Origin of the sequence: Pseudomonas khavaziana (genome assembly GCF_019145205.1) — a bacterium.
Taxonomy (GTDB): Bacteria; Pseudomonadota; Gammaproteobacteria; order Pseudomonadales; family Pseudomonadaceae; genus Aquipseudomonas; species Aquipseudomonas khavaziana.
This window is the reverse complement of record NZ_JAHSTT010000005.1, coordinates 312,436-335,027: the sequence shown is the minus strand read 5'-3', so window position 1 is coordinate 335,027 and position 22,592 is coordinate 312,436. Positions and strand designations below refer to the sequence as shown.

The following is a 22,592-nucleotide window of genomic DNA, read 5'->3' as shown; positions in this document are numbered from 1 at the left end:
ACGAAAAAACCCGCGCCAGGCGCGGGTTTCTTCTCAACGGGAAAGATGCGCTTACAAGCGCTGCAGATCCCGCTGGGCCAACTGGGCGGCGGATGTCCCCGGATATTGGGCAACCACCTGTTGCAGAATGCCTTTGACCTTGTCGGTATGACCCAGGCGGCGTTCTACGTCAGCAAGCTTGTACAGCGAGTCCGGCACCTTGGCGTGCTTGGGGTACAACTGGCTGACCTTGGCGAAAGCCTGGCCTGCCCCCTGCAAATCGCCCTTTGCCAGGTTGACCTCGCCCAACCAGTACTGGGCATTGCCCGCGTACTGGCTGTTGGGGTACTTGCGCAGGAATGCGGTAAAGGCCTGGCTGGCCTTATCGAAATCCTTGGCTTTGATCAGGTCGAAGGCTGCATCGTAATACAGTTTTTCCTTCGCCGGATCACCCGGTTCGCTGCTGGCGGCAGGGGCAGCCGCGGCGGCCCCTGCTGCTGCGCCACCGGCGGCAGCGCTTGGCGCGCCACCGGTAGAAGAATTATCAGGAGTAGCGGCAGGTGCAACACCGGCTCCAATACGACGATCAAGATCCTGGTATCGCTCCAGGCCTTCTTGCTTGAGCTGGTTCACCTGATTCTGCAGCACTTCAATGGCGCCTTGTTGCTGCGACAATTGATCCTGCATGCGTTGCAGTTGGTTGAACAGCTCGCCCTGTGCCGAGGGAGCGGACGTAGCCGCTCCCCCAGCATAGGCGCCGTTCGTGCCATAACCCGCTGGCGGATAACTGCTCCCGCTATTGTTATAGCCTGAGTTGCTATCCGTTACAGGAACCGCAGCCCACACCGCAAGCGGCGCGAGGCTGAGAGCCAATACAGTTAGAGCACGACGGCACGTTCGCATGACGAATTACTTACGCAGTTCGACGCGACGGTTCTGAGCCCACGACTGCTCGTCGTTGCCAGTTGCAACTGGACGCTCTTTACCGTAGGAAACCAGTTCCAGTTGGCCTGGAGCAACACCTTGCAGTACCAGGTAGCGCTGAACGGCTTTCGCACGACGCTCGCCCAGTGCCATGTTGTACTCACGAGTACCACGGGCGTCAGTGTTACCTTCCAGAACAACGCGAGCGCCGTTAGCTTTCAGGTCCTTGGCGTGAACGTCCAGAGCGCGCATGGCTTCTGGCTTCAGGTCCGAACTGTCGTATTCGAAGTAGAAGGTGGTGATAGCGCGCAGAGCAGCTTCTTCGCTCAGGGAGCCGTCAACTGCACCAGTGTTAGCGCCGTAACCAGCGTTTGGATCAACAGCAGCGCCTTCACCGGCGTTGTCGCCGCCTTTAGAGGAGCAACCAACGGCTACGGACAGAGCCAGAGCCAGAGCAGCAAACTTACCAAACTTCAGCATTTCCATCGTGAAACTCCTAATGAACCCCAGTGTGTTAAGTACTTCTTTTTGTAGCGCCGCGTCAGTTCAGGTAAGGGGACCAGGATGGTTCTCTGACTTCGCCTTGTGCGGTAGGAAGCGGGAGCCTTACGCGTCCGTTAATGGACACGAGCATCAAGACTCCCCGGCCCTGCTGGCGGGTGGCGTAGATTACCATGGTGCCGTTGGGCGCAACAGTGGCTGACTCATCAAGGTTGGTATCTGTAAGGATTTTCACGGTTCCGCGCTGCAAATCCTGGGCCGCAACCCGGAAATTAGTGAAACCATCCTGACGGTGAATCATCACCAACGTTTTTTCGTCCGCTGAAAGCTTAGGGTTGGCGTTGTAGTTACCGATAAAGGTCACTCGTTCCGCACCGCCGCCGTTCACGTTTGCCTTGTAGACCTGAGGCTTGCCGCCACGGTCGGAGGTGAAATAAATGGTGGAACCATCTTTACCCCAGAACGGTTCGGTGTTGATACCCGGGCCGCTGGTTACGCGACTCAGTTGGCGCGAGGCCATGTTCATCACGTAGATATCCGGGTTGCCGTCCTTGGACAGTACGAAAGCCAGGCGCGAACCATCCGGCGACCAGGCCGGTGCACCGTTGAGGCCTTCAAAGTTGGTGATCTGCTCACGGCGACCTGTATCAATGTGCTGCACGAAGATACGCGGACGGCGCTGTTCGAACGATACATAGGCAATACGCTTGCCGTCCGGCGCAAAGCGCGGCGACAGGATAGGCTCACGGGACTGCAGCAAGGTCACTGCACGTGCACCGTCGTAGTCCGAACGTTGCAGGGTGTAGCGGGTGTTGTCCACCGAGAAACGCTCAGCCGTCACATACAGCAGGCGTGTCGAGAAAGCGCCCTTGATGCCGGTAAGCTTTTCAAACGACTGGTCCGAGATGTAGTGGGCCATGTCGCGCAGTTGCTCTGCGGTACCCGATACGCTGCCGGTCAGGACCTGCTGCTCGGTAGCCACGTTGAACAAGGTGTACTGGATCTGCAGGCGACCACCGGCCGGCGTGATGTTGCCGACCATCACGTACTGCGCGCCCACGGCTTTCCAGTCACGGAACACAACTTCGCTGGCCTGGTTGGGCTGGCTGATCATGTTGCCTTTGGGAATCGGCGCGTAGTAACCGGAGTTACGCAGGTCGTCGCTGACGATCTGCGCCATGTCATCCGGCAGCACGCTGCCGCCCTGCCAACCGAAGGGTACAACTGCAATCGGAGTGGCCCGATCGCTGCCGCTGGTTACCAGGATGTTCTTTTCATCCGCCGCCGCTATCCCTGCCATACAGCAAATAACGACAAGCATTCCTCGAAGAAGGTTTCTCACAAGGCTAGATCCTCAGGTGTGAATGTCATCTTGAATGAACGATAGGGAGCGAAGTCACTTGGTTTCATTCCCTGCATCTCGGTCAACCGGCCAATATTCTTGACCGCGGCAACCGCTGAACTGTCGAACGTACCGTCACCACTGGACTTGGCCACGCTGACCGAGGTCACCGTACCGTCCGGCAACATGCCGATCTGCAATACTACTGTCATGCCTTTGCGTGCCGAAGGTGGTCGTGTCCAGCCTTCCGCTGCCCGCGCCCGAATCAGATCGTCGAAACTGCCCGCGACTTCATCACCACGTTCATCGGCCAAGGCTTGCTGACGTTGCGGCGTGTCGGAAAGCAAATCTGCCAGGGCCTGGGCCTTTTTCTCTTCCGCGGATTTGCGCGCTGCTTCCTGGGCCTTCTTCTTGGAGGCGTCGGCGGCAGCTTTCTTCTTCGCTTCGTCGGCGACTTTCTTTTTCGCCTCGTCTGCTTCAGCTTTTTTCTTGGCGTCTTCGGCGGCTTTCTTCTTCGCGTCTTCGACTATCTTTTTCTTGGCTTCTTCAGCGGCCTTTTTCTTGGCCTCTTCTTCGGCAGCCTTCTTGGCTTCTTCTTCAGATTTCTTCTTGGCTATATCAGCCAGTTGTTTCTCTTCGGCCTTTTTCGCTTCGGCAGCTTTCTCGGCTTTCTTGGCTTCATCAGCCTTTTTCGCCTCGTCGGCTTTCTTGGCTTCGTCAGCCTTTTTCGATTCCTCGGCCTTTTGAGCCGCCTCTTCTTTCTTTTGTTCCGCAGCAGCCTTCACCGCTTCCTGCTCGACCTTCTTCTGTTCCATCTGCTCGACTTCAGTCTGGCGCGCAGCCGACTTCTGGGCCTCACCCGCAATCTTCTGATTGGTCTGGGTGGTGGCCTGGCTCTTCGATTTCAGCTGATACAGGGTCGCCTGCACGATCGGCTTGGCTGGCGGCAGGTCCGGGGTCATGGCAAAGCTGACGAACAGCATGCCGAACACCAGGACGTGCAGGGCAATTGCCCACACGCCAGGCCAGAAGTAGCTTTCCGAGGCGGACGGCTCTCGCTGTTGCTGCATCAGGGCGCCTCGGTAATCAAGCCAACGTTACCGACGCCGGCCTTCTGCAGTCCGCCCATGGCGCCCATGACGGAACCGTAGTCGACCGATTTGTCGCCTCGGATGAACACCTGGGTGTGCTTGCCGCCTTCGTTGCCGGAGCGAATGATCTTGGTCACCGCATCGGTCATCGCCGGCAAGGTCAGGGCCTTGTCCTGCTGCTTCTGGGTGTCGACTTCGCTGCCAAGGTTCCAGTAGTAGGTCTTGTCAGCCTTGATCGAAATGGTCAGGACCTGAGTGTTGTTGTCTTGCGGCAAGGCTTCACTGGAAACCTTGGGCAGATCAACCTTCACGCCCTGGTTGAGCATCGGCGCGGTCACCATGAAGATCACCAGCAGCACCAGCATCACGTCGATGTAGGGCACTACGTTCATCTCGGCGACCGGCTTGCGCTTTTTGCGAGCTCGAGCGATTAAAGCCATTGGGAATTACCTGCTTATTCTTCGCTGGTGTGCACTTTACGGTGCAGGATCGCCTGGAATTCATCGGCGAAGGTGTAGTAACGGCCGATCAAGGTTTCGCTGGTTGCAGCGAAACGGTTGTAGGCGATTACTGCGGGGATCGCGGCGAACAGGCCGATCGCGGTGGCGATCAGGGCTTCGGCAATACCCGGGGCCACGGTGGCCAGTGTGGCTTGCTGGGCCTGGGCCAGGCCGCGGAAGGAGTTCATGATCCCCCACACGGTACCGAACAGGCCGATGTAAGGGCTGACGGAACCTACGGTGGCGAGGTACGGCAGGCCTTGCTCGAGCTTTTCTTCCTCACGGGAGATGGCCACGCGCATGGCCCGGGCCACACCTTCCATCACGGCTTCCGGGTCAACCCCAGGCTGCTGGCGCAGGCGCGAGAATTCCTTGAAGCCGGCACGGAAGATCTGCTCGACGCCCGAATCCGGGTCCGGGTTGCTGCCGGCCTGGCGATACAGCTTGGACAGGTCGATACCCGACCAGAAGCGCTCTTCAAAGCTCTCCAGGGCACGTCGACCGGCGCGCAGCATGTTGCTGCGCTGAAAAATCATGACCCAAGAGGTAACCGATGCGGCTACCAGGGTCAGCATGACCAGTTGAACCACGACACTGGCATTGCTGACCAGGCTCCACATGGAGGAATGGTCGACGACGGTAGGTTCCACGCTAAATCTCCTGCTTTGATTGTTGACCCGCGCCGCTCACGGCAGCAAAGGCCGCACGTAGAGTTTCGGGAATGGCCCGAGGTTTCAAGCTGTTGGTGCGCACACACGCCACCAGGAACTGCCCCTCGCAGAGCAGCGTTGCATCCGTGGCCCGCCTGACCTGCTGCTTGAAGCGCAGGCTGGCACGGTTCAATTCGATGACTTCAGCGCTGACCAGCAACTCGTCGTCCAGTCGCGCCGGCGCGTGGTAACGCGCCTCGCTGGAATGCACGACGAATAACAGGTCCTCCCCTGCAAGCTGGGATTGGGCAAAGCCCAGCTCCCGTAGCCGCTCGGTGCGAGCCCGCTCCATGAACTTGAGGTAGTTGACGTAATACACGATGCCGCCGGCATCGGTGTCCTCGTAATAAACGCGACAGCGATGTGCGAACGACTGATCCCCGTTTTGCGCGCGCATACTCTAGTGCTTACTCCTCAGGTTGCCAATTGGCTGGGCAACTGTTTTTTCAATACCTGAAAACATTTCCACTGCCTGAATGACGACACCAGACACTGGGACAGCACAAACTTCAGATAAATCACCCCACGTGGCAAATACCCTGTAGGAGCGAGCTTGCTCGCGAAAAACCCTTAGGCGCCGCGTTTACTCAGGAAGCACGCGTTATCGTTGCCGTTTTTCGCGAGCAAGCTTGCTCCTACATTTTTTAATCGTCCCCTGCATCGAGGAATTCGTCTACAGCAGGCATCTCCCCCAATCGTGACGGAATATTTAACCCGAAGTGCAGGTAAGCATGGCGCGTGACCACCCTGCCCCGCGGTGTACGCATGATGTAGCCCTGCTGGATCAGATATGGCTCCAGCACATCCTCAATGGTATGGCGCTCCTCGCTGATGGCCGCGGCCAGGCTGTCCACGCCAACCGGGCCACCGTCGAACTTCTCGATCATGGTCAAGAGCAGGCGCCGGTCCTGGTGATCGAAACCATGTTCATCCACGTCCAGCAGGTTCAATGCCAGGTCCGCCACCGCCTTGGTGATGTGGCCCTTGGCACGCACTTCGGCAAAGTCGCGCACCCGGCGCAGCAAGCGGTTGGCAATCCGTGGCGTACCGCGGGCGCGGCGGGCGATTTCAAATGCGCCTTCCGGGTCCAGGGGCAAGCCCAGGATGCTCGCCGAACGGCTGACGATGGTCGCAAGGTCGGCAGTGCTATAGAACTCTAGACGTTGAACAATGCCAAAACGGTCTCGCAGCGGATTGGTCAGCATGCCCGCGCGGGTGGTCGCCCCGACCAGGGTGAACGGTGGCAGGTCGAGCTTGATCGAACGGGCCGCCGGGCCTTCGCCGATCATGATGTCGAGCTGGAAGTCCTCCATCGCCGGGTACAGCACTTCCTCGACAATCGGCGACAACCGATGGATCTCGTCGATAAACAACACATCGTGGGGTTCAAGATTGGTCAACAGCGCCGCCAGGTCGCCAGGACGCTCCAGCACCGGGCCGGAGGTAGACTTGATCGACACGCCCATTTCCTGGGCGATGATATTGGCCAGGGTGGTCTTGCCCAACCCCGGCGGGCCGAAGATCAAGGTGTGGTCCAGGGACTCACTGCGCCCGCGCGCAGCCTGGATGAACAGCTCCATCTGCTCGCGCACGGTAGGCTGGCCGATATACTCGGCCAGGCTCAGGGGGCGGATGGCCCGGTCCTGGACTTCTTCACGGTCACGCGGGCCGGTGGCCGCGATCAGACGATCAGCTTCAATCACTTAAATCATTCCCTTCAGGGCTCGGCGGATCATGTCTTCGCTGCTCAGGTTCTTGTCTTTGATGGCCGATACCGCCTTGCTCGCCTCCTGGGGCTTGTAGCCCAGGGAGATCAGCGCACTGACCGCATCGCTTTCGGCGCTGGCGACCTGGCCCGCCGGCATATCCGGCTGGTTCGGCACCAGGGCGAACATGCTCGGCACCACCTCCCAGGCCTTGAAGCGATCCTTGAGCTCCACCAACAGGCGCTCGGCGGTTTTCTTGCCCACGCCCGGCACCTTGGTCAGGGCCGAAGTGTCCTGGGCGGAAACGGCACGTACCAGCTCATCCACTTCCAGGCTGGACATCAATGCCAGGGCCAGTTTCGGCCCCACGCCATTGAGACGGATCAGTTCGCGGAAGAAATCGCGGTCGCGCTTGCCGATGAAACCATAGAGCAGTTGCGCGTCTTCACGCACCACTAAATGCGTGTGCAAGGTTATCGGCTCGCCGACCGACGGCAGGCGATACAAGGTAGTCATGGGCACTTCCAGCTCATAACCCAATCCATTCACATCCAGAATCAGGTGCGGCGGCTGTTTCTCAGCCAGGGTGCCGCGCAAGCGTCCAATCACGGTTCAGATCCTTAAGGCTTGAGGGTCAGGTCAGGGCCTGACCGCAAATAACGAATGCGCTGATGCTATCAGAGACGTAGCCGCCCGCCACGACTACGTGCGGTGCCCAAGCCGTGAGGCAACAGGCTGGAGCGGGTGTGCGCATGGCAAATAGCGATGGCCAGGGCATCGGAGGCGTCGATCTGCGGCTTTGACGTGAGCTTGAGCATGTGCATGACCATCATCTGCACCTGCTCCTTGTTCGCTGCACCAGTGCCAACGACGGCCTGCTTGACCTGGGTCGCGGTGTATTCGGCGATCTCCATGCCCTCCTCGGCCCCCGCCACGATAGCGGCGCCACGGGCCTGGCCGAGTTTCAACGCAGAGTCGGCGTTCTTGGCCATGAACACCTTCTCGATGCCCATGGTAACGGGGCCGTAAGTCTGGATGACTTCACGTACGCCGCGATAGACGATCTGCAGCCGTTCGGCCAACTCACCGGCGCCGGTACGGATGCAACCCGAGGCCACATAGATACAGCCGCGCGGGGTGTGCTGCACCACGCCAAAACCGGTGATGCGTGAACCGGGGTCGATACCTAGGATTAAAGTCATAACGCCTGCGGAATAAATAATACTTTTTTCGATACAGCGAGAATCCAATGTGGGAGGGGGCTTGCTCCCGATAGCGGTGGGTCAGTTACTTATAAATCGACTGAACTACCGCCATCGGGGGCAAGCCCCCTCCCACACAAGCCCCTTCCACATTGGGATCTACATCGTTCTTCAGCCTAGCTGTTCAGCCACCGATTCCGGGATGTCGGCATTCGAATACACATTCTGCACATCATCCAGATCTTCAAGCATATCCAGCATTTTCAACACCTTCTGCGCCCCCTCCAGGTCCAGTTCGGCACTGGTGGTCGGCAGCATCACGATTTCTGCATCGGTGCCGTTGAAACCAGCGGCCTCCAGGGCATTACGCACGGCGTAGAAACTGGCGAACGAGGTAAACACGTCGATAGAGCCGTCTTCGTTGGTGACCACGTCGTCGGCGTCCGCTTCCATTGCGGCTTCCATCAGTGCGTCTTCATCGGTGCCAGGGGCGAAGGTGATCTGCCCTTTGCGTTCGAACAGGTACGCGACCGAACCATCCGTGCCGAGGTTACCACCGCACTTGCTGAACGCATGGCGCACGGCTGCGGCGGTCCGGTTGCGGTTGTCGGTCATGCACTCGACCATCACCGCCACGCCGCCTGGGCCGTAGCCTTCATAGGTCAGCTCGACCATGTCGTCGGTATCGGCCGCACCGGCACCACGGGCCACAGCGCGGTCAATGATGTCGCGGCTCATGTTTGCGCCCAGCGCCTTGTCCAGCGCCAGGCGCAGACGCGGGTTGGAACCCGGGTCACCGCCGCCCTGGCGGGCAGCGACGGTCAGTTCGCGAATCCACTTGGTGAAGATCTTGCCCTTCTTGGCATCCTGACGCTCTTTGCGGTGCTTGATGTTCGCCCACTTGGAATGGCCAGCCATAACACAACTCCGAAATTCTCTAGAAACCTTATCAATCCCGCCCCAGGCAGGATTTCCCTCTTTTAAACGCAAAGGCGCATCCGAAGATGCGCCTTTTTGACTGCGTACAACCTTATTGCGCTTTCACGCCGCAGCCTTACTCAGCCTTCGGCGCCTCGCGCAGGCGAATGTGCAGCTCGCGCAGTGCCTTGGCATCCACCACACCCGGAGCCTGGGTCATGACATCCGCAGCGCTCTGGGTTTTCGGGAAGGCAATCACTTCACGGATCGACTGGGCGCCGGTCATCAGCATGACCAGACGGTCCAGGCCAAAGGCCAAGCCACCGTGGGGCGGTGCACCGTACTTCAGGGCGTCGAGCAGGAAGCCGAACTTCTCTTCCTGTTCCGCTTCGTTGATGCCCAGCAGGCGGAACACCGCTTGTTGCATCTCTTTGCGGTGGATACGGATCGAACCGCCACCCAGCTCGGTACCGTTCAACACCATGTCATAGGCACGGGACAGCGCGCCTGCCGGGTTGGCTTCCAGCTCCTGCGGGGAGCACTTCGGCGCGGTGAACGGGTGGTGCAAGGCGCTGAAGCTGCCGTCGTCGTTCTCTTCGAACATCGGGAAGTCGACGACCCACATCGGGGCCCATTCGCAGGTCAGCAGGTTCAGGTCGTGACCGAGCTTGATGCGCAGGGCGCCCAGGGCTTCGCTGACGATCTTGGCCTTGTCGGCGCCGAAGAACACGATGTCGCCATCGACCGCACCGACGCGATCGAGGATCGTGTTCAGGTTGGCTTCAGGGATGTTTTTCACGATCGGCGATTGCAGGCCGTCAACGCCATTGGCGCGCTCGTTGACCTTGATGTACGCCAGGCCCTTGGCGCCGTAGATGCCGACAAACTTGGTGTAGTCGTCGATCTGCTTGCGCGGCATGCTCGCGCCGCCAGGCACGCGCAGGGCGGCGATGCGGCATTTGGGGTCGTTGGCCGGGCCGCTGAACACCTTGAAGTCGACGTCCTTGAGCTGGTCGGCCACGTCCACCAGTTCCAGCGGGTTACGCAGGTCTGGCTTGTCGGAACCGTAGCGGCGCATGGCCTCTTCGAAGGTCATGTGCGGGAATTCGCCGAACTCCAGGTTCAGCACTTCCTTGAACAGGTTGCGGATCATCTGTTCGGTCAGGCCCATGATCTCTTTTTCATCGAGGAAACTGGTCTCGATGTCGATCTGGGTGAATTCAGGCTGGCGGTCGGCGCGCAGGTCTTCGTCACGGAAGCACTTGGCGATCTGGTAGTAACGGTCGAAGCCGGCGACCATCAGCAGTTGCTTGAACAACTGCGGCGATTGCGGCAAGGCAAAGAAGCTGCCCGCGTGGGTACGGCTGGGCACCAGGTAGTCACGTGCGCCTTCCGGGGTAGCCCGGGTGAGGATCGGCGTCTCGACGTCGAGGAAGCCGTTCTCATCCAGGAAACGGCGGATGCTGGTGGTCATGCGCGAACGCAGGCGCAGCTTCTCGGCCATTTCCGGACGACGCAGGTCCAGGAAGCGGTAGCGCAGGCGGGTTTCTTCGCCCACATCGGAGTATTCGTTGAGCGGGAACGGCGGGGTTTCCGATTCGTTCAGCACTTCCAGCTCATAGCCCAGCACCTCGATGCCGCCGGAGGCCATGTTCTTGTTCACGGCACCGGCCGGACGCAGGCGCACCTTGCCGGTGATCTTCACTACATATTCGCTGCGCACACGGTCGGCGGCGGCGAAGCTCTCGGCGCGGTCCGGGTCAAACACCACCTGGGCCAGACCATCACGATCACGGATATCGAGGAAGATTACCCCGCCGTGGTCGCGGCGACGGTGAACCCATCCGCAAAGGGTGATTTCCTGACCTTCCAGGGTCTCGTTCAGTTGGCCGCAATAGTGGCTGCGCATCATGGTCGTGGTTTCACTTCTCGTAATTCGAATTTCGGTGGCAGGCTTGCCTCGTCACCGTACATTAAAGCAGGGGACGGATAATGCAGGAGCCTGCGCGTAGAGTTCAACTCAGTCTGCTTTGTCGCCGCCCGCCAGGTTCTTCTTGGCGCCGGTCTTGAAATCGGTCTCGTACCAGCCACTGCCGCTCAGGCGGAAGCCCGGCATGGACAACATCTTCTTCAACTCAGGTGCCTGGCAGGCAGGGCAATCGACCAGCGGCGCTGCGCTGATCTTCTGAATGGCTTCCAACTGGTGACCACAGGAAGCGCATTGATAGTCGTACATGGGCATGGGGATGTCTCGGCGATCAGAACGTTACAGCGCCACGCCCTGCCCTGTGCATTAAAGCCCGGCATGCGCAGCAAAGCGCGGGATTATATCTGGTAAATCGAGGCAGCGCAGCCGGCTTTCTGCCCCAGGGCAGGCCCGCGAGGTTGAAGGGCCGGCCCCGAAGCCAGCGGGCTATTGCACAAGCGTGTCCGCAGACGCGGCGGCGCGGCCTTTGAGTACATGAACCACGCACACCACCCTCACCAACCCACTGAAGTTCTTCACTCCTCCGTAACGCAGATGCACTTCCCGATCGACATAGGACAACAAGGCACTGACTGAGCAGGTATTGATCCTGGCGATCTCCGTCAGGATATTCCAATAAATCTGTTCAAGCCGCAGGCAGGTAGAAAACCCGTTGAGCCTGACCGAACGGGACAATGGCTTGGCCATCCCCATATCAAACCCCTTGTCAAAGGGGTCGACCTTCATCTTGTGAAAACCACAGGTTTCCATCACTCCCTTACCTACTCCACGTGACATACACCTGACACTCCATTGCCAAACAGCAGCCAATGGGCTTCTCCCATTGGGCGATGGGTCTATAAAACCGCAGGACGCGCGGAGCAGCCAGAAGACGGGGAGTTGTTAGTCGTAGGACAACGCCAGGAAGCGCAGGGAAACAAGCAGGCAGCGCCCAAAAGGCGCCGCCCGGGTTCGACAGTTACTGGTTTTCGAGCAGGGAACGCAGCATCCACGCGGTTTTCTCGTGAACCTGCATACGCTGGGTCAGCAGGTCCGCCGTCGGCTCATCACTGACCTTGTCGAGCAATGGGAAGATGCCACGGGCGGTACGCGTGACCGCTTCCTGACCGGCCACCAACTGCTTGATCATCTCTTCGGCGCTCGGCACGCCCTCTTCTTCCTTGATCGAAGACAGGCGGGCGTAGATCGAATAGGCGCCAGGTGCCGGGAAACCCAGGGCCCGGATGCGCTCGGCGATGGAGTCCACTGCCAGCGCCAGCTCGTTGTACTGCTCCTCGAACATCAGGTGCAGCGTACGAAACATGGGGCCCGTGACGTTCCAGTGGAAGTTGTGGGTCTTCAGATAAAGAACATAGGTATCGGACAGCAGCCGCGAGAGTCCATCGACGATGGATTTACGGTCTTCTTCACTGATACCAATATCGATTGCCATGTTTTTCCCCTTCAATTGACGAGCATTCATTGATCAGGTGCAGGACCACTCTAGCAAGAGAGCGGGCCTCGTGCAGCCCTACACACCCAGGCTGCATGCGGCAAATCGACCCTGCCCCGCCTGCAGATGTGAACTGGCAAGCCTTTCTCCCTGTAGGAAGAGTCTCTGCAAGCCATTAAAAAAACCTGCACCTGTCTAGGACAAGCGTTTGCCGCAGAAATGCCGTGCCCGGCGCAACACCCCGAAATGCTTGATTTGAGTAGGCACGGCCTTTGCTGTTAAATAGACGCCGTGTGGCTGCCGTTTATGTCTGCGGCACGCCACATAGGCTGATACCCGCGCACGTGCTCAACGCCTCCCATTGTTCAGAAGCGAACCGTGCCAGTCAGCTCTTCCTTGTGATCCGTCTTAACGTGAGTTAATCAAAATGTTGAAAATCGTCCACCTGCTAACGGGCGTTGCAGCTTTGCTGCTGTCCTTTATCCCGAGCCTGCAGCCTGAAAGCCTGCCCTACCTGCAACAACACGACGCTCTGTACCTGGCCTTGTTCGGCCTTCTTAACCTGACGCTCGCACCGGTAATCCCTTACTGGAACAAAGGCACACGTCATCAACTGCAAAACCTGGTCAGTGCGCTGCTGGTGCTGACTGTTGTCGTACAAACCCTCACCCTCCTGGCGCCCATGCCTGAAGTCGGTGGCCATCCGGCTATCCTGCTCAGCCTGGTGATTGCTGTGGTTGCCATCGTTCTTCACCTGGCCATCAGCTTCTACCGTTCGTCCCCAGCGGCCGCCTCGCAAAACTACGACATGACCAATCGGGATACCGGGACCGTCAAGTGGTTCAACACCTCCAAAGGCTTCGGCTTCATTTCCCGCGACTCGGGCGATGATATCTTCGTCCACTTCCGGGCTATCCGTGGCGAAGGCCACCGCGTCCTGGTCGAAGGCCAGCGCGTGGAGTTCTCGGTGATGAACCGTGACAAGGGCCTGCAAGCCGAAGATGTCATCGCTGCCCTGCCGCGTCGCTGATCCTAAGCTTTCGCAGCAAAAAAAACCGCGATCCAGCGTTGCCTGGATCGCGGTTTTTTATTGTCTGCCCGTTCAATAGTGCGGCGGCGGCGCTTCTTCTTCGGACGACTCGAACTGCCCGCCCATTTCTTCCTGGCGCTTGAGCAGGGCCTTCATCTGCAATTGCAGGCGCTCGACCGCCCGCTGCTGGGTGACCAGGATGTCATTGAGGGTCTCGATAGTGTCGTCCTGAAAGGCCAGGCGGCTTTCCAGGTCGGTGACGCGATCTTGCAGGTCCATGGTTCAGTCCTGGGTAAAGATGAAGTCGGCGGGCAATAGCTCACGCAAACGGGCGCGGATCGCCGACACTTGCTCGTGGTTATAAGGTTGAGCGGGATGTTTGCCCCACACTGGAGCCGGCCAGGCGGCGTCATCGCGTTTACGCACGATCACGTGCACATGCAACTGGCTGACCACGTTGCCCAGCGCGCCAATGTTCATCTTATCGGCGGCCAGCCCTTCATTAAGCAGCTGCGCCAGGGCCGTCGTCTCTTGCCACAAGGTTTGTTGATCTGCGACATCCAGTTGAAACACTTCGCTGATACCGTCGATGCGCGGTACCAGGATGAACCAGGGGTAGTTCGAGTCATTGGACAGCAGCAGGCGACACAGCGGGAAGTCCCCAATGGCCAAGGTATCTTGTTGCAGGCGTTGATCTAGGGCGAACACGTGGGCACTCCGTTCGGCAGGTCAGTTTCAGGCGTCCAGCATACCTTCGAATGCCCACGCGTTCACGGCGAATGGGCACAAGCCTTGAAGCAATCGGATAAAAACTACGCACCCTTTCGAGGCAGGCGCACAGTCGAACACGCTACGTCGGGCCTCGGCGGCACGCACCAAAATGACCCGCTTGTGCCTCAAAGGGATCCGCCAAGTACCCACTGACGGGGTGGACCGGTAACGTTTTACCCAGGCGAACGCTTTTGTGAATGAACGCACAGGTGTAACACCCCGGCGCCAAGCTCGAACCTAAGGGTCTAAAAGCCCCGTGTTTATGCGGTTTTTACACTCCCTTCACGCTTTTCACGAAAAAATGACATTCGGCTACCAGTTTGAGCACGCTTGTTGCATTCACCCTCATATCGTCGGCAACGGCACCCGTTTGGAAGCAGGTGTTTCGCGATAAAAACCAGCGGCGGTTCAATGCGCATCAAGGAAGCTTTCAAACTTTGAAAGATGTAGGAAAAGAGCATTGAAGTTGTCAGCCCGGTTACATTTGGGCTGTGAATTTGCGACATGGATCTAGCGATTTACGACAGCCTCGTAAAGAAGCTGAAAGGAAAGATGGGTAAGTATCGTCATTAGAGTCTGCGTGATATAACTTTGCGCCGACACAAATAAAGAAAGAGCCGCCCAGACAAAAATACAGGTGGGACGGCAGTACTCTTCCTAAAACCAAAGGAGCAAATCACGATGCGCGTGATGAAGTGGAGCATGATCGCCCTGGCTGTTTCAGCAGGCACCTCGCAGTTCGCAATGGCGTCCGCCCAAAGCGATTCCAAAGGCTTTGTTGAGGACAGCACTTTCAGTATCAATACTCGCGCGCTGTACTTCAGCCGGGACTTCCGTAACAACCCGTCGGGTCCGGGTTCGAAGAGCCGTGCAGAAGAAACCGGCCTGGGCTTCAACGCCCTGTACGAATCGGGCTTCACCCAAGGCACCATTGGTGTCGGTGTGGACGTGATCGGCCTGATGGGCCTCAAGCTCGACAGCGGCAAGGGTCGCGCTGGCACGGGTCTGTTCCCCACCGGTTCCGACGGTCGTTCGCAGGACGATTACTCCAAGGGCGGCGGCGCGGTTAAGTTCCGCATCTCCAATACTGTGTTGAAAGTCGGTGACCAGTACACCACCGCGCCAGTGTTCGCTTCCGACGACAGCCGTCTGTTGCCGGAGCTGCCACAAGGTATCTCGATCACCAGCAACGAAATCAAGGGCCTCAAGCTTGAGGGCGGCCACTTCACCTCCAGCGTCGCGCAGGCACAGACCTACCACGACAGCCTGGGCCTGACGAAAACCGACTTTGTCGGCGGCGTCTACGCGTTCACTCCGGAATTCACCGGTAGCCTGTACTACGCGAAAACCGAAGATTACTTCCGCAAGTATTACAGCAACCTGAACTGGACCCACGCGCTGAGCGATGATCAGTCCTTCGCGCTGGACTTCAACATCTACGACACCAAAAGCGATGGCGCAGGCCTGCAACGCGCAGAGAAGGATGGCGTGACCAAGCTCGACAACCGCGCCTTCAGCTTGCAGGGCGCGTACACCATCGGCGCTCACACCTTCACCCTGGCAGCCCAGAAGGTTACCGGTGACGGCGACTACGGCTACGGCGTAGACGGCGGCGGCACGGTATTCCTGGCCAACTCCGTTGCCCGTTCCGACTTCAACGCCGAAGGCGAGAAGTCCTACCAGGCGCGTTACGACATCAACATGGCGACCTTCGGCATTCCTGGCCTGAGCTTCATGACTCGCTACATCACCGGTAGCGGTGCCAACACCGGCACTACCAGCAACGGTAAAGAGTGGGAACGCGACATCGAAGCCAAGTACGTGATTCAGAGCGGCCCGGCTAAAGACCTCAGCCTGCGTCTGCGCCAAGCGACTTACCGCTCCGGTGATGGCGTTTACTACGGCTCGCCATCTATCGACGAACTGCGCCTGATCGCGAACTACCCGCTGAACATCTTGTAATCGTCTGTTTAATTACATCGATGGCTTAAGGCTTCGGCCTTGAACAAAAAAGCCGCTCCCTGTTTAAACAAGGAGCGGCTTTTTTATTGCAGTTTTGTTTCAATCAAAAAAACAACTAGCAAGCTAAGTAACTAGTTTACCGAAGCTGACCTATCGGCCAAGTTTGACAGCCTCAAACCCAGTTATTTCGCCGCACTTTCCTGCATCACACGAATAACCCGCTGCGGAAACGGAATATCAATCCCCGCTGCTTTCAAACGATCACGCGCCAGTTCATTAAACATGAACATCACGTCCCAATAATCCGGGGTACTGGTCCAGCAGCGCAGGGAAACCGTGATGGAGCTGTCGCCCAAGGTCGAAACCACCGCCACCGGTGCAGGATCAGCCAGCACCCGTGGGTCCTTGGCCAGTTCCAGCAGGACTTCGCGAGCTTTTTGCAGGTCTGCCTCGTAATCCACACCGACATCAAACACCACCTTGCGGGTTGGCTGGCGGTTGGTGTTGGTGATGATGCCGTTGGACAGGATGCCGTTGGGCAGGATCACCGTCTTGTTGTCGCCGGTACGCAGCACGGTGTGGAAAATCTGGATGCTGTCGACGGTGCCGGAGGTGCCTTGGGCTTCGATCCAGTCGCCAATACGGAACGGGCGGAACAGCAGGATCAGCACGCCACCGGCAAAGTTGGCCAGGCTGCCTTGCAATGCCAGGCCAATGGCCAGGGTCGCGGCGCCGATAGCGGCGACGAACGAGGTGGTTTCCACACCGATCATCGAGGCCACGCTGACCACCAGCATGACTTTGAGCACGATGTTCGCCAGGCTGGTAATGAAGTGCTGCAGCGCCAGGTCAGCGTTGCGTACCGCCAGCAAGCGGCCCACGCGATGGGTCAGTTTGTTGATCAGCCACCAGCCGATGGCCAGGGTCAGCATGGCCAGCAATACACGGCTACCGTATTCCATGATCATCGGGATCCAGGACTGGGAGGTCTTGATCAAATGATCCACTTCTGCGTTTAAATCCATGTAGCTTCTCCTGTCTTTGCGGATATGCGGCTTGATTGACTGCCTGAAAACGCAATTGAGCCCCGTAGGGCTCAATTGTAGGCGCTGAGTCTGGGGCGTGGGACGTCAAAAAAACCCACAGGTTCCCCAAAGCGCCATCAGTCGCGGAAGTTATTGAACTGCAGCGGCATGTCGAAGGTCTTGGCGCGCAGGGCCGCGATGGCCTCTTGCAGGTCGTCGCGCTTCTTGCCGGTGACACGCACCTGCTCGCCCTGGATGGCGGCCTGGACTTTCAGCTTGGCATCCTTGATATGCGCGACGATCTTCTTCGCCAGCTCCTTGTCGATGCCTTCCTTGAGCACGGCTTCCTGCTTCATCAGCTTGCCGGAGGCGTAGGCGTCCTTGACTTCAAGGCACTGCACGTCGATCTTGCGCTTGACCAGGGCCAGCTTGAGGATCTCGATCATCGCTTCCAGCTGGAAATCGGCTTCAGCGGTCAGGTTGACGGTCAGTTCCTTTTCCTTGAATTCGAAGCTGCCCTTGCCTTTCAAGTCATAGCGACGGTCCAGTTCCTTGACGGCGTTCTCGACGGCGTTGGTGACTTCGTGTTTGTCCAGTTCAGATACCACGTCGAACGAAGGCATGTGATTTCTCCAATATAAGGGGCGGGCTCAGTAAAGATGGAGCGCGCCCGAGCTAAAATGCCGAGGCATTATAGCGGTTCTTTCGCCCCGTTCACTGTGAGCGACCCTACGGAGCACAAACTGATGTCGACCCCCTGGCATATTCTCGGCGCTGGCAGCCTGGGCACCCTCTGGGCCACGCGGCTGGCGCGTGCCGGCGTGCCGGTCAAGCTGATCCTGCGTAATGAGGCGCGCCTGGCCAGCTATCGAGCCGGCCAGGGCCTGACCCTGGTTGAGCACGGTGTGGAACACACCTATGCGGTGATTGGCGAAACAGCCGAAAGCCCGGAGCCGATTCATCGCCTGCTGGTGGCATGCAAAGCCTACGACGCCCAATCCGCTATCGCCCAGTTGCAACCTCGACTGGCGCCGGATGCTGAACTGATCCTGCTGCAGAACGGTCTCGGCAGCCAGGACGCCGTGGCTGCACAAGTGCCATCGGCCCGCTGCATTTACGCGTCCAGCACCGAAGGCGCATTTCGCGATGGCGATTGGCGGGTAGTGTTTGCCGGCCATGGCTACACCTGGCTGGGCGACGCCAACCATCCCACCCCACCGCTATGGTTGGACGACCTGCAAGCTGCGAGCATTCCCCACGAATGGGCCACCGATATCCTCACGCGGCTGTGGCGCAAGCTGGCGCTCAATTGCGCCATCAACCCATTGACCGTGCTTTACCAATGCCGCAACGGCGGCTTGCAAGACCACGAGTGTGAAGTGGCAACCTTGTGCGCTGAATTGGCACAGCTGCTGGAGTGCTGTGGCCAGCCCGCCGCCGCACAGGACCTGCACAACGAAGTACAGCGTGTGATCCAGGCCACCGCCGCCAATTACTCGTCCATGTACCAGGATGTCGCCAACGTCCGGCGTACCGAAATCAGCTACCTGCTGGGCTACGCCTGCCAGGCCGCCGCTCGCCACCAGTTGGTATTGCCCCATCTGCAACAGCTGCAAGCGCGGCTGGTCGAACATTTGCTGGCACGCGGATTGGCCAGCGACTGAGGCACGCGCTACCCTGCCTACCTGTCTATCACCTGGGAAACCCCTGATGCCACTGCGCCAGCGTCTTGAAAATCTACCGGTAGGGCAGAAATTGCTGGTGGCCCTGCTGGTGCTATTGACCACGGTGTTGCTGGTGGCCAACCTCACGTTTATCAGCGCCGCCTACTGGATCTCCCAGGAAAGCATGGCGCCCCAGGCATTGCAGGCCATTGGACGACTGGTGTCCAACCCATCGCTCGCCGCCGAGGCGCTCGAATCCCCGGCGAAGGCCGAGGCGCTGCTCAATGAACTGACCAGCTACTCACCCCTGCGCGCCGCCGCTCTCTACGACGGTGAAGGCAACCGTCTAGCGCAGATGCAGCACGGCGACCGCCTGCACCTGCCGGACAATTACCGGCATATCGAGGCCTGGCGCCTGACCGAGTTTCGCAGCAACCAGGTCATCACCCTGCCCCGCGGCACCCAGCCTTCCGGGCATTTACTGCTGGTGGCCAGCAGTGAGCTACCGGTGGCCTTCTATACCGGCACGCTGACCGCAAGCCTGGGCATCCTGATTTTCAGTGTGCTGTTGTGGCTGGTCATCGCCCGGCAAATCAAACGCCTGATCACCCGTCCCATCCATGAGCTGGAAGAACTGTCGCGGCAGGTCACCCGTGAAGAGAACTACGCCCTGCGCGCCGGGCGTGGCAACCATGACGAGATCGGCAGCCTGGCCGAAGCCTTCAACACCATGTTGTCGCGTATCGAAGCCCGCGAGCAGCAGCTCAAGCGTGCGCGTGACGATTCCCAGGCTGCTTACGACCAGGCCCAGGGGCTGGCCGAAGAGACCCGGCATACCAACCGCAAGCTGGAACTGGAAGTCCAGGTGCGCAGCAAGATCGAGAAAAAGCTCACGGGCTTCCAGAACTACCTCAACAGCATTATCGACTCGATGCCCTCGGCGCTGATCGCCCTGGATGAACAGCTCTACGTCACCCAGTGGAACCAGGAAGCCACCGCCCTTTCCGGCACGCGCCTGGATGAAGCCCTGAACCAGCCGATCTTCCTTGCCTTCCAGCCGCTCAAGCCGTACCTGCCGCAAATCAAGGCCACCGTGGAGCAACATACGGTGGAGCGGATCGAGCGGGTCACCTGGATCAAGGATGATGAACCCAAGCATTATGCCCTGACGTTTTACCCATTGATGGGTGGTGCCGGGCGTGGCGTGGTGATCCGAATCGACGACATCACCCAACGCCTGTCCCTGGAAGAAATGATGGTGCAGTCGGAAAAAATGCTCTCGGTGGGCGGCCTGGCCGCCGGCATGGCCCACGAAATCAACAACCCACTGGGCGCGATCCTGCATAACGTGCAGAACATCCGTCGCCGCCTGTCTTCGGAGCTGCCCAAGAACCTGGAGTACGCCGAGCAGGTGGGCATCGAGCTGGACACGGTCAATCGTTACCTGCAAGGCCGCGAAGTCCCGCAGTTGCTCGACGGTATTCAGCAGGCCGGGGCGCGGGCGGCGAAAATCGTCACCCATATGCTCAGTTTCAGCCGCCGCAGTAATCGCCAGATGGCCCCCTGCGACTTGCCGGCCTTGATCGACCAGGCCGTGGAAATCGCCGGCAACGATTTCGACCTGACCATCGGCTTCGACTTCAAGGGCCAGGCGATCATCCGTCAGTTTGACCCGCAATTGGGCCCTGTGCCCGGCACCGCCAACGAGCTGGAGCAAGTGCTGCTCAACCTGCTGAAGAACGCCGCCCAAGCCATTCACTTGCGCGAAGACGACAGCGAGCCGGGGCGTATTATCCTGCGCACCCGCCTCAACCCGCCGTGGGCAGAAATACAGGTGGAAGACAACGGCATCGGCATGAGCGAAAACGTGCGCAAGCGCACCTTCGAACCGTTCTTCACCACCAAGGAAATCGGCCAGGGCACCGGGCTTGGGTTGTCGGTGTCGTATTTCATCATCACCAACAACCACAAGGGCCAGATGGAAGTGCACTCCACCCCGGGCCAAGGCACCTGCTTTACCTTGCGCCTGCCCCTGGCCGGCAGCCAATTGTCCCCCACAGAACTCACCCAACTGGAGCACTGACCATGGGCTTTCGCCTGTCGAAGATCTACACCCGTACCGGCGACAAGGGCGAAACCGGCCTCGGGGATGGCCGCCGCGTGCCCAAGGACCACCCGCGCGTGGAAGCGATCGGCGAGGTGGATACGCTGAACAGCCAGTTGGGCCTGTTGCTGGCCAACCTGGAAGAACAAAGCGGCAAGCACCCGGCGTTAAATGATGTGATTGAAGTGCTCACGCCGTGCCAGCATCGTCTGTTCGATCTGGGCGGTGAGCTGGCGATGCCGGTGTACAAGGCGCTGAACGCGGCGGAGGTGGATCGGCTGGAAGCGGCGATTGATCGCTGGAACGAAGAAGTGGGGCCGCTGGAAAACTTCATCCTGCCCGGTGGTTCGGCGCTGATCGCCCAAGCCCATGTGTGCCGCAGCCTGGCGCGCAGTGCTGAGCGGCGGTGTCAGCACCTGAATGCGCTGGAGCCGCTGGAGGGGGTGGGATTGGCGTATATCAATCGGTTGTCGGATCTGTTGTTTGTGGCGGCCAGGGTGATTGCCAAGCGCCAGGGTGTTGCTGAAGTGTTATGGCAGGCCGCTGCCAAGCCACACTGACATTTTTCAGGTGACTGACGGGGCCTCATCGGGGGCAGGCCCCCTCCCACATTTTTGAATTGTGAATACATTCAAGTGTGGGAGGGGGATTGCCCCCGATAGAGCCCGTCAGGGCACCATCAAGCCTCAGGCCAGAACGCCCGAATACCTGCCACACCTTGCGCACCAGCTTCCCAAGCCTGCTCCCGTTGCGCAGGCCCAACCCCGCCCAGCAGGAATACCGGCTTACTGAACCCGGCAATCAACTGCGCCGCCTGCTCCCAACCCAACGGCTGCGCATCCGGATGAGTCTGGGTCGGCTGCACCGGCGACAGGGTGACAAAATCCACGTCCATCATCTCTGCCAGCGCCAGCTCTTCAGCGTTGTGGCAAGAAGCCGCCAACCAACGGTCCTTCGGCAGCGGGCGGCCCTTGCTCGCATATTTGCGCAATTGCGCCGAGGTCATGTGCCAGCCGGCGGCGGGGAAATCCCCCAGCCACTCGAACGGCCCCTTGAGCATCAATTGCGCCTTGCCGGCACACAGGCCAACCGCATCCACCGCCAGGTCACGGTATTTAGGGTCGTAGCCGTTGGGCGCACGCAGTTGAACCAGCTTGATCCCCCCTGCAATGGCCTTCTGGATGCCGCGCAACAGCGTTGAGGTTTCCAGCTCGCCCGGCGTGATCAGGTACTCGGCGGGCAAGCGCGCAGCGGCAACAATCGGCGCATTTGCCGCCGGGAACTCATAGTTGACCAGGTCTCGTTGCGTCACCCATTCCAACGGCTGCCCTTCGGCACCATGGGGCTCGCCGGTAAAGGCCGAGACTTCCCAGACGTCCAGCAATACCTGCTTGTCCGGGTAATCATGTTGCACCTTGATCAACGGCCGCGCCGTAGTGACCTGGATGCCCAGCTCTTCCTGCAGTTCTCGTGACAAGGCCGTGGCGACCGACTCATCGGCCTCCACCTTGCCACCGGGGAACTCCCAGAGCCCGCCCTGATGCTGGGTATCGGCACGGCGCGCCAGCAGGATCCTGCCATCGACACCGCGGATCACCGCTGCTGCTACATGCACTCGTTTCACGCCACTGCTTCCTCTCGTTATAGCCCTTGTAGGAGCGAGCTTGCTCGCGAAGAACGGCAACGATAACGCGCACATCCTGGATAAACGCGGTGGCATTGAGTTTTTCGCGAGCAAGCTTGC

25 protein-coding genes are annotated in these 22,592 nt (G+C 59.3%); 5 read left to right on the top strand and 20 right to left on the bottom strand.

Annotation, left to right across the window (positions count from 1 at the left end):
* Nucleotides 1–51 precede the first annotated feature (51 nt).
* The 15 genes from ybgF to KVH01_RS14990 all read right to left on the bottom strand — a co-directional run bounded on the left by ybgF (nucleotide 52) and on the right by KVH01_RS14990 (nucleotide 12,292).
* Complete coding sequence (gene ybgF, locus KVH01_RS15060) at nucleotides 52–882, bottom strand: tol-pal system protein YbgF (protein WP_046069314.1); 831 nt, start codon at nucleotides 880–882, stop codon at nucleotides 52–54.
* 6 nt (nucleotides 883–888) lie between these two features.
* Entirely contained in the window at nucleotides 889–1,389 is a 501-nt protein-coding gene (pal, locus tag KVH01_RS15055; RefSeq protein ID WP_003193861.1) for a peptidoglycan-associated lipoprotein Pal, read from the bottom strand.
* A 55-nt stretch (nucleotides 1,390–1,444) separates the two neighbouring features.
* The gene (tolB, locus tag KVH01_RS15050) at nucleotides 1,445–2,725 is read right to left on the bottom strand and encodes a Tol-Pal system beta propeller repeat protein TolB (RefSeq protein WP_032803700.1); all 1,281 of its coding nucleotides are present in this window, start codon (nucleotides 2,723–2,725) and stop codon (nucleotides 1,445–1,447) included.
* Nucleotides 2,726–2,742: 17 nt separating this feature from the next.
* A complete protein-coding gene (gene tolA / locus KVH01_RS15045) occupies nucleotides 2,743–3,816 on the bottom strand; it encodes a cell envelope integrity protein TolA (RefSeq protein ID WP_005790902.1) in 1,074 nt (357 codons plus the stop codon).
* Nucleotides 3,816–4,268, bottom strand: coding sequence for a protein TolR (tolR, locus tag KVH01_RS15040; RefSeq protein ID WP_161793227.1), 453 nt, complete (start codon nucleotides 4,266–4,268; stop codon nucleotides 3,816–3,818). Before tolR ends, tolA begins: the two co-directional genes overlap by 1 nt.
* A gap of 23 nt (nucleotides 4,269–4,291) precedes the next feature.
* Nucleotides 4,292–4,987 (bottom strand): protein TolQ, encoded by a 696-nt coding sequence (gene tolQ / locus KVH01_RS15035; RefSeq protein WP_043049112.1) that lies wholly within the window; start codon nucleotides 4,985–4,987, stop codon nucleotides 4,292–4,294.
* Between the two features lies 1 nt (nucleotide 4,988).
* Nucleotides 4,989–5,444: a tol-pal system-associated acyl-CoA thioesterase gene (ybgC, locus tag KVH01_RS15030; RefSeq protein ID WP_043049114.1), complete on the bottom strand. Its 456-nt coding sequence runs from the start codon at nucleotides 5,442–5,444 to the stop codon at nucleotides 4,989–4,991.
* Between the two features lie 247 nt (nucleotides 5,445–5,691).
* Nucleotides 5,692–6,750, bottom strand: coding sequence for a Holliday junction branch migration DNA helicase RuvB (gene ruvB / locus KVH01_RS15025; RefSeq protein ID WP_043051416.1), 1,059 nt, complete (start codon nucleotides 6,748–6,750; stop codon nucleotides 5,692–5,694).
* Nucleotides 6,751–7,362, bottom strand: coding sequence for a Holliday junction branch migration protein RuvA (ruvA, locus tag KVH01_RS15020; RefSeq protein WP_003175802.1), 612 nt, complete (start codon nucleotides 7,360–7,362; stop codon nucleotides 6,751–6,753).
* A gap of 68 nt (nucleotides 7,363–7,430) precedes the next feature.
* Nucleotides 7,431–7,955 (bottom strand): crossover junction endodeoxyribonuclease RuvC, encoded by a 525-nt coding sequence (ruvC, locus tag KVH01_RS15015; protein ID WP_032862494.1) that lies wholly within the window; start codon nucleotides 7,953–7,955, stop codon nucleotides 7,431–7,433.
* Between the two features lie 171 nt (nucleotides 7,956–8,126).
* Nucleotides 8,127–8,873 carry a YebC/PmpR family DNA-binding transcriptional regulator gene (locus tag KVH01_RS15010; RefSeq protein WP_043051417.1) on the bottom strand — a complete coding sequence of 249 codons (747 nt, stop codon included), beginning with the start codon at nucleotides 8,871–8,873 and terminating at the stop codon, nucleotides 8,127–8,129.
* Between the two features lie 136 nt (nucleotides 8,874–9,009).
* Nucleotides 9,010–10,785, bottom strand: a complete 1,776-nt coding sequence (aspS, locus tag KVH01_RS15005) for an aspartate--tRNA ligase (RefSeq protein ID WP_043051418.1) — start codon at nucleotides 10,783–10,785, stop codon at nucleotides 9,010–9,012.
* 108 nt (nucleotides 10,786–10,893) lie between these two features.
* The gene (locus KVH01_RS15000; protein ID WP_003193872.1) at nucleotides 10,894–11,115 is read right to left on the bottom strand and encodes an FmdB family zinc ribbon protein; all 222 of its coding nucleotides are present in this window, start codon (nucleotides 11,113–11,115) and stop codon (nucleotides 10,894–10,896) included.
* Nucleotides 11,116–11,286: 171 nt separating this feature from the next.
* Nucleotides 11,287–11,637 (bottom strand): ribbon-helix-helix domain-containing protein, encoded by a 351-nt coding sequence (locus KVH01_RS14995; protein WP_217881926.1) that lies wholly within the window; start codon nucleotides 11,635–11,637, stop codon nucleotides 11,287–11,289.
* Nucleotides 11,638–11,818: 181 nt separating this feature from the next.
* Complete coding sequence (locus KVH01_RS14990; protein WP_003193874.1) at nucleotides 11,819–12,292, bottom strand: Dps family protein; 474 nt, start codon at nucleotides 12,290–12,292, stop codon at nucleotides 11,819–11,821.
* Nucleotides 12,293–12,719: 427 nt separating this feature from the next.
* On the opposite strand from KVH01_RS14990, the gene KVH01_RS30440 reads away from it, so the two are divergent.
* Nucleotides 12,720–13,322, top strand: a complete 603-nt coding sequence (locus tag KVH01_RS30440; protein WP_005790922.1) for a cold-shock protein — start codon at nucleotides 12,720–12,722, stop codon at nucleotides 13,320–13,322.
* A gap of 72 nt (nucleotides 13,323–13,394) precedes the next feature.
* Here the strand turns inward: KVH01_RS30440 and KVH01_RS14980 are convergent, their stop codons facing one another.
* Nucleotides 13,395–13,601 (bottom strand): SlyX family protein, encoded by a 207-nt coding sequence (locus KVH01_RS14980; RefSeq protein ID WP_043051420.1) that lies wholly within the window; start codon nucleotides 13,599–13,601, stop codon nucleotides 13,395–13,397.
* A 3-nt stretch (nucleotides 13,602–13,604) separates the two neighbouring features.
* Nucleotides 13,605–14,030: an HIT domain-containing protein gene (locus tag KVH01_RS14975; RefSeq protein ID WP_217881925.1), complete on the bottom strand. Its 426-nt coding sequence runs from the start codon at nucleotides 14,028–14,030 to the stop codon at nucleotides 13,605–13,607.
* A gap of 744 nt (nucleotides 14,031–14,774) precedes the next feature.
* On the opposite strand from KVH01_RS14975, the gene KVH01_RS14970 reads away from it, so the two are divergent.
* A complete protein-coding gene (locus KVH01_RS14970) occupies nucleotides 14,775–16,055 on the top strand; it encodes an OprD family porin (RefSeq protein WP_217881924.1) in 1,281 nt (426 codons plus the stop codon).
* A 182-nt stretch (nucleotides 16,056–16,237) separates the two neighbouring features.
* Here KVH01_RS14970 and KVH01_RS14965 read toward each other — a convergent pair whose 3' ends face one another.
* On the bottom strand, nucleotides 16,238–17,080 hold the full coding sequence (locus KVH01_RS14965; protein ID WP_043051423.1) for a mechanosensitive ion channel family protein: 843 nt from the start codon (nucleotides 17,078–17,080) through the stop codon (nucleotides 16,238–16,240).
* A 137-nt stretch (nucleotides 17,081–17,217) separates the two neighbouring features.
* Nucleotides 17,218–17,703, bottom strand: coding sequence for a YajQ family cyclic di-GMP-binding protein (locus KVH01_RS14960; RefSeq protein ID WP_003193880.1), 486 nt, complete (start codon nucleotides 17,701–17,703; stop codon nucleotides 17,218–17,220).
* A 123-nt stretch (nucleotides 17,704–17,826) separates the two neighbouring features.
* On the opposite strand from KVH01_RS14960, the gene KVH01_RS14955 reads away from it, so the two are divergent.
* Genes KVH01_RS14955 through KVH01_RS14945 form a run of 3 tightly spaced genes read left to right on the top strand, consistent with a single transcriptional unit; the run spans nucleotide 17,827 to nucleotide 21,408 of the window.
* The gene (locus KVH01_RS14955) at nucleotides 17,827–18,744 is read left to right on the top strand and encodes a putative 2-dehydropantoate 2-reductase (RefSeq protein ID WP_217881923.1); all 918 of its coding nucleotides are present in this window, start codon (nucleotides 17,827–17,829) and stop codon (nucleotides 18,742–18,744) included.
* A 46-nt stretch (nucleotides 18,745–18,790) separates the two neighbouring features.
* Nucleotides 18,791–20,827, top strand: coding sequence for a sensor histidine kinase (locus KVH01_RS14950; RefSeq protein WP_217881922.1), 2,037 nt, complete (start codon nucleotides 18,791–18,793; stop codon nucleotides 20,825–20,827).
* A 2-nt stretch (nucleotides 20,828–20,829) separates the two neighbouring features.
* The gene (locus tag KVH01_RS14945) at nucleotides 20,830–21,408 is read left to right on the top strand and encodes a cob(I)yrinic acid a,c-diamide adenosyltransferase (protein WP_198720185.1); all 579 of its coding nucleotides are present in this window, start codon (nucleotides 20,830–20,832) and stop codon (nucleotides 21,406–21,408) included.
* A gap of 119 nt (nucleotides 21,409–21,527) precedes the next feature.
* Here KVH01_RS14945 and KVH01_RS14940 read toward each other — a convergent pair whose 3' ends face one another.
* A complete protein-coding gene (locus tag KVH01_RS14940; RefSeq protein ID WP_217881921.1) occupies nucleotides 21,528–22,472 on the bottom strand; it encodes a Nudix family hydrolase in 945 nt (314 codons plus the stop codon).
* Between the last annotated feature and the right edge of the window lie 120 nt (nucleotides 22,473–22,592).

Coding starts and splice junctions, on each gene's coding strand:
- ybgF (WP_046069314.1), bottom strand. CDS start 882: ATGCGAACGTGCCGTCGTGCTCTAACTGTATTGGCTCTCAGCCTCGCG.
- pal (WP_003193861.1), bottom strand. CDS start 1,389: ATGGAAATGCTGAAGTTTGGTAAGTTTGCTGCTCTGGCTCTGGCTCTG.
- tolB (WP_032803700.1), bottom strand. CDS start 2,725: ATGCTTGTCGTTATTTGCTGTATGGCAGGGATAGCGGCGGCGGATGAA.
- tolA (WP_005790902.1), bottom strand. CDS start 3,816: ATGCAGCAACAGCGAGAGCCGTCCGCCTCGGAAAGCTACTTCTGGCCT.
- ybgC (WP_043049114.1), bottom strand. CDS start 5,444: ATGCGCGCGCAAAACGGGGATCAGTCGTTCGCACATCGCTGTCGCGTT.
- ruvC (WP_032862494.1), bottom strand. CDS start 7,955: ATGACTTTAATCCTAGGTATCGACCCCGGTTCACGCATCACCGGTTTT.
- KVH01_RS15010 (WP_043051417.1), bottom strand. CDS start 8,873: ATGGCTGGCCATTCCAAGTGGGCGAACATCAAGCACCGCAAAGAGCGT.
- aspS (WP_043051418.1), bottom strand. CDS start 10,785: ATGATGCGCAGCCACTATTGCGGCCAACTGAACGAGACCCTGGAAGGT.
- KVH01_RS15000 (WP_003193872.1), bottom strand. CDS start 11,115: ATGCCCATGTACGACTATCAATGCGCTTCCTGTGGTCACCAGTTGGAA.
- KVH01_RS14995 (WP_217881926.1), bottom strand. CDS start 11,637: ATGTCACGTGGAGTAGGTAAGGGAGTGATGGAAACCTGTGGTTTTCAC.
- KVH01_RS14990 (WP_003193874.1), bottom strand. CDS start 12,292: ATGGCAATCGATATTGGTATCAGTGAAGAAGACCGTAAATCCATCGTC.
- KVH01_RS30440 (WP_005790922.1), top strand. CDS start 12,720: ATGTTGAAAATCGTCCACCTGCTAACGGGCGTTGCAGCTTTGCTGCTG.
- KVH01_RS14980 (WP_043051420.1), bottom strand. CDS start 13,601: ATGGACCTGCAAGATCGCGTCACCGACCTGGAAAGCCGCCTGGCCTTT.
- KVH01_RS14970 (WP_217881924.1), top strand. CDS start 14,775: ATGCGCGTGATGAAGTGGAGCATGATCGCCCTGGCTGTTTCAGCAGGC.
- KVH01_RS14965 (WP_043051423.1), bottom strand. CDS start 17,080: ATGGATTTAAACGCAGAAGTGGATCATTTGATCAAGACCTCCCAGTCC.
- KVH01_RS14960 (WP_003193880.1), bottom strand. CDS start 17,703: ATGCCTTCGTTCGACGTGGTATCTGAACTGGACAAACACGAAGTCACC.
- KVH01_RS14955 (WP_217881923.1), top strand. CDS start 17,827: ATGTCGACCCCCTGGCATATTCTCGGCGCTGGCAGCCTGGGCACCCTC.
- KVH01_RS14950 (WP_217881922.1), top strand. CDS start 18,791: ATGCCACTGCGCCAGCGTCTTGAAAATCTACCGGTAGGGCAGAAATTG.
- KVH01_RS14945 (WP_198720185.1), top strand. CDS start 20,830: ATGGGCTTTCGCCTGTCGAAGATCTACACCCGTACCGGCGACAAGGGC.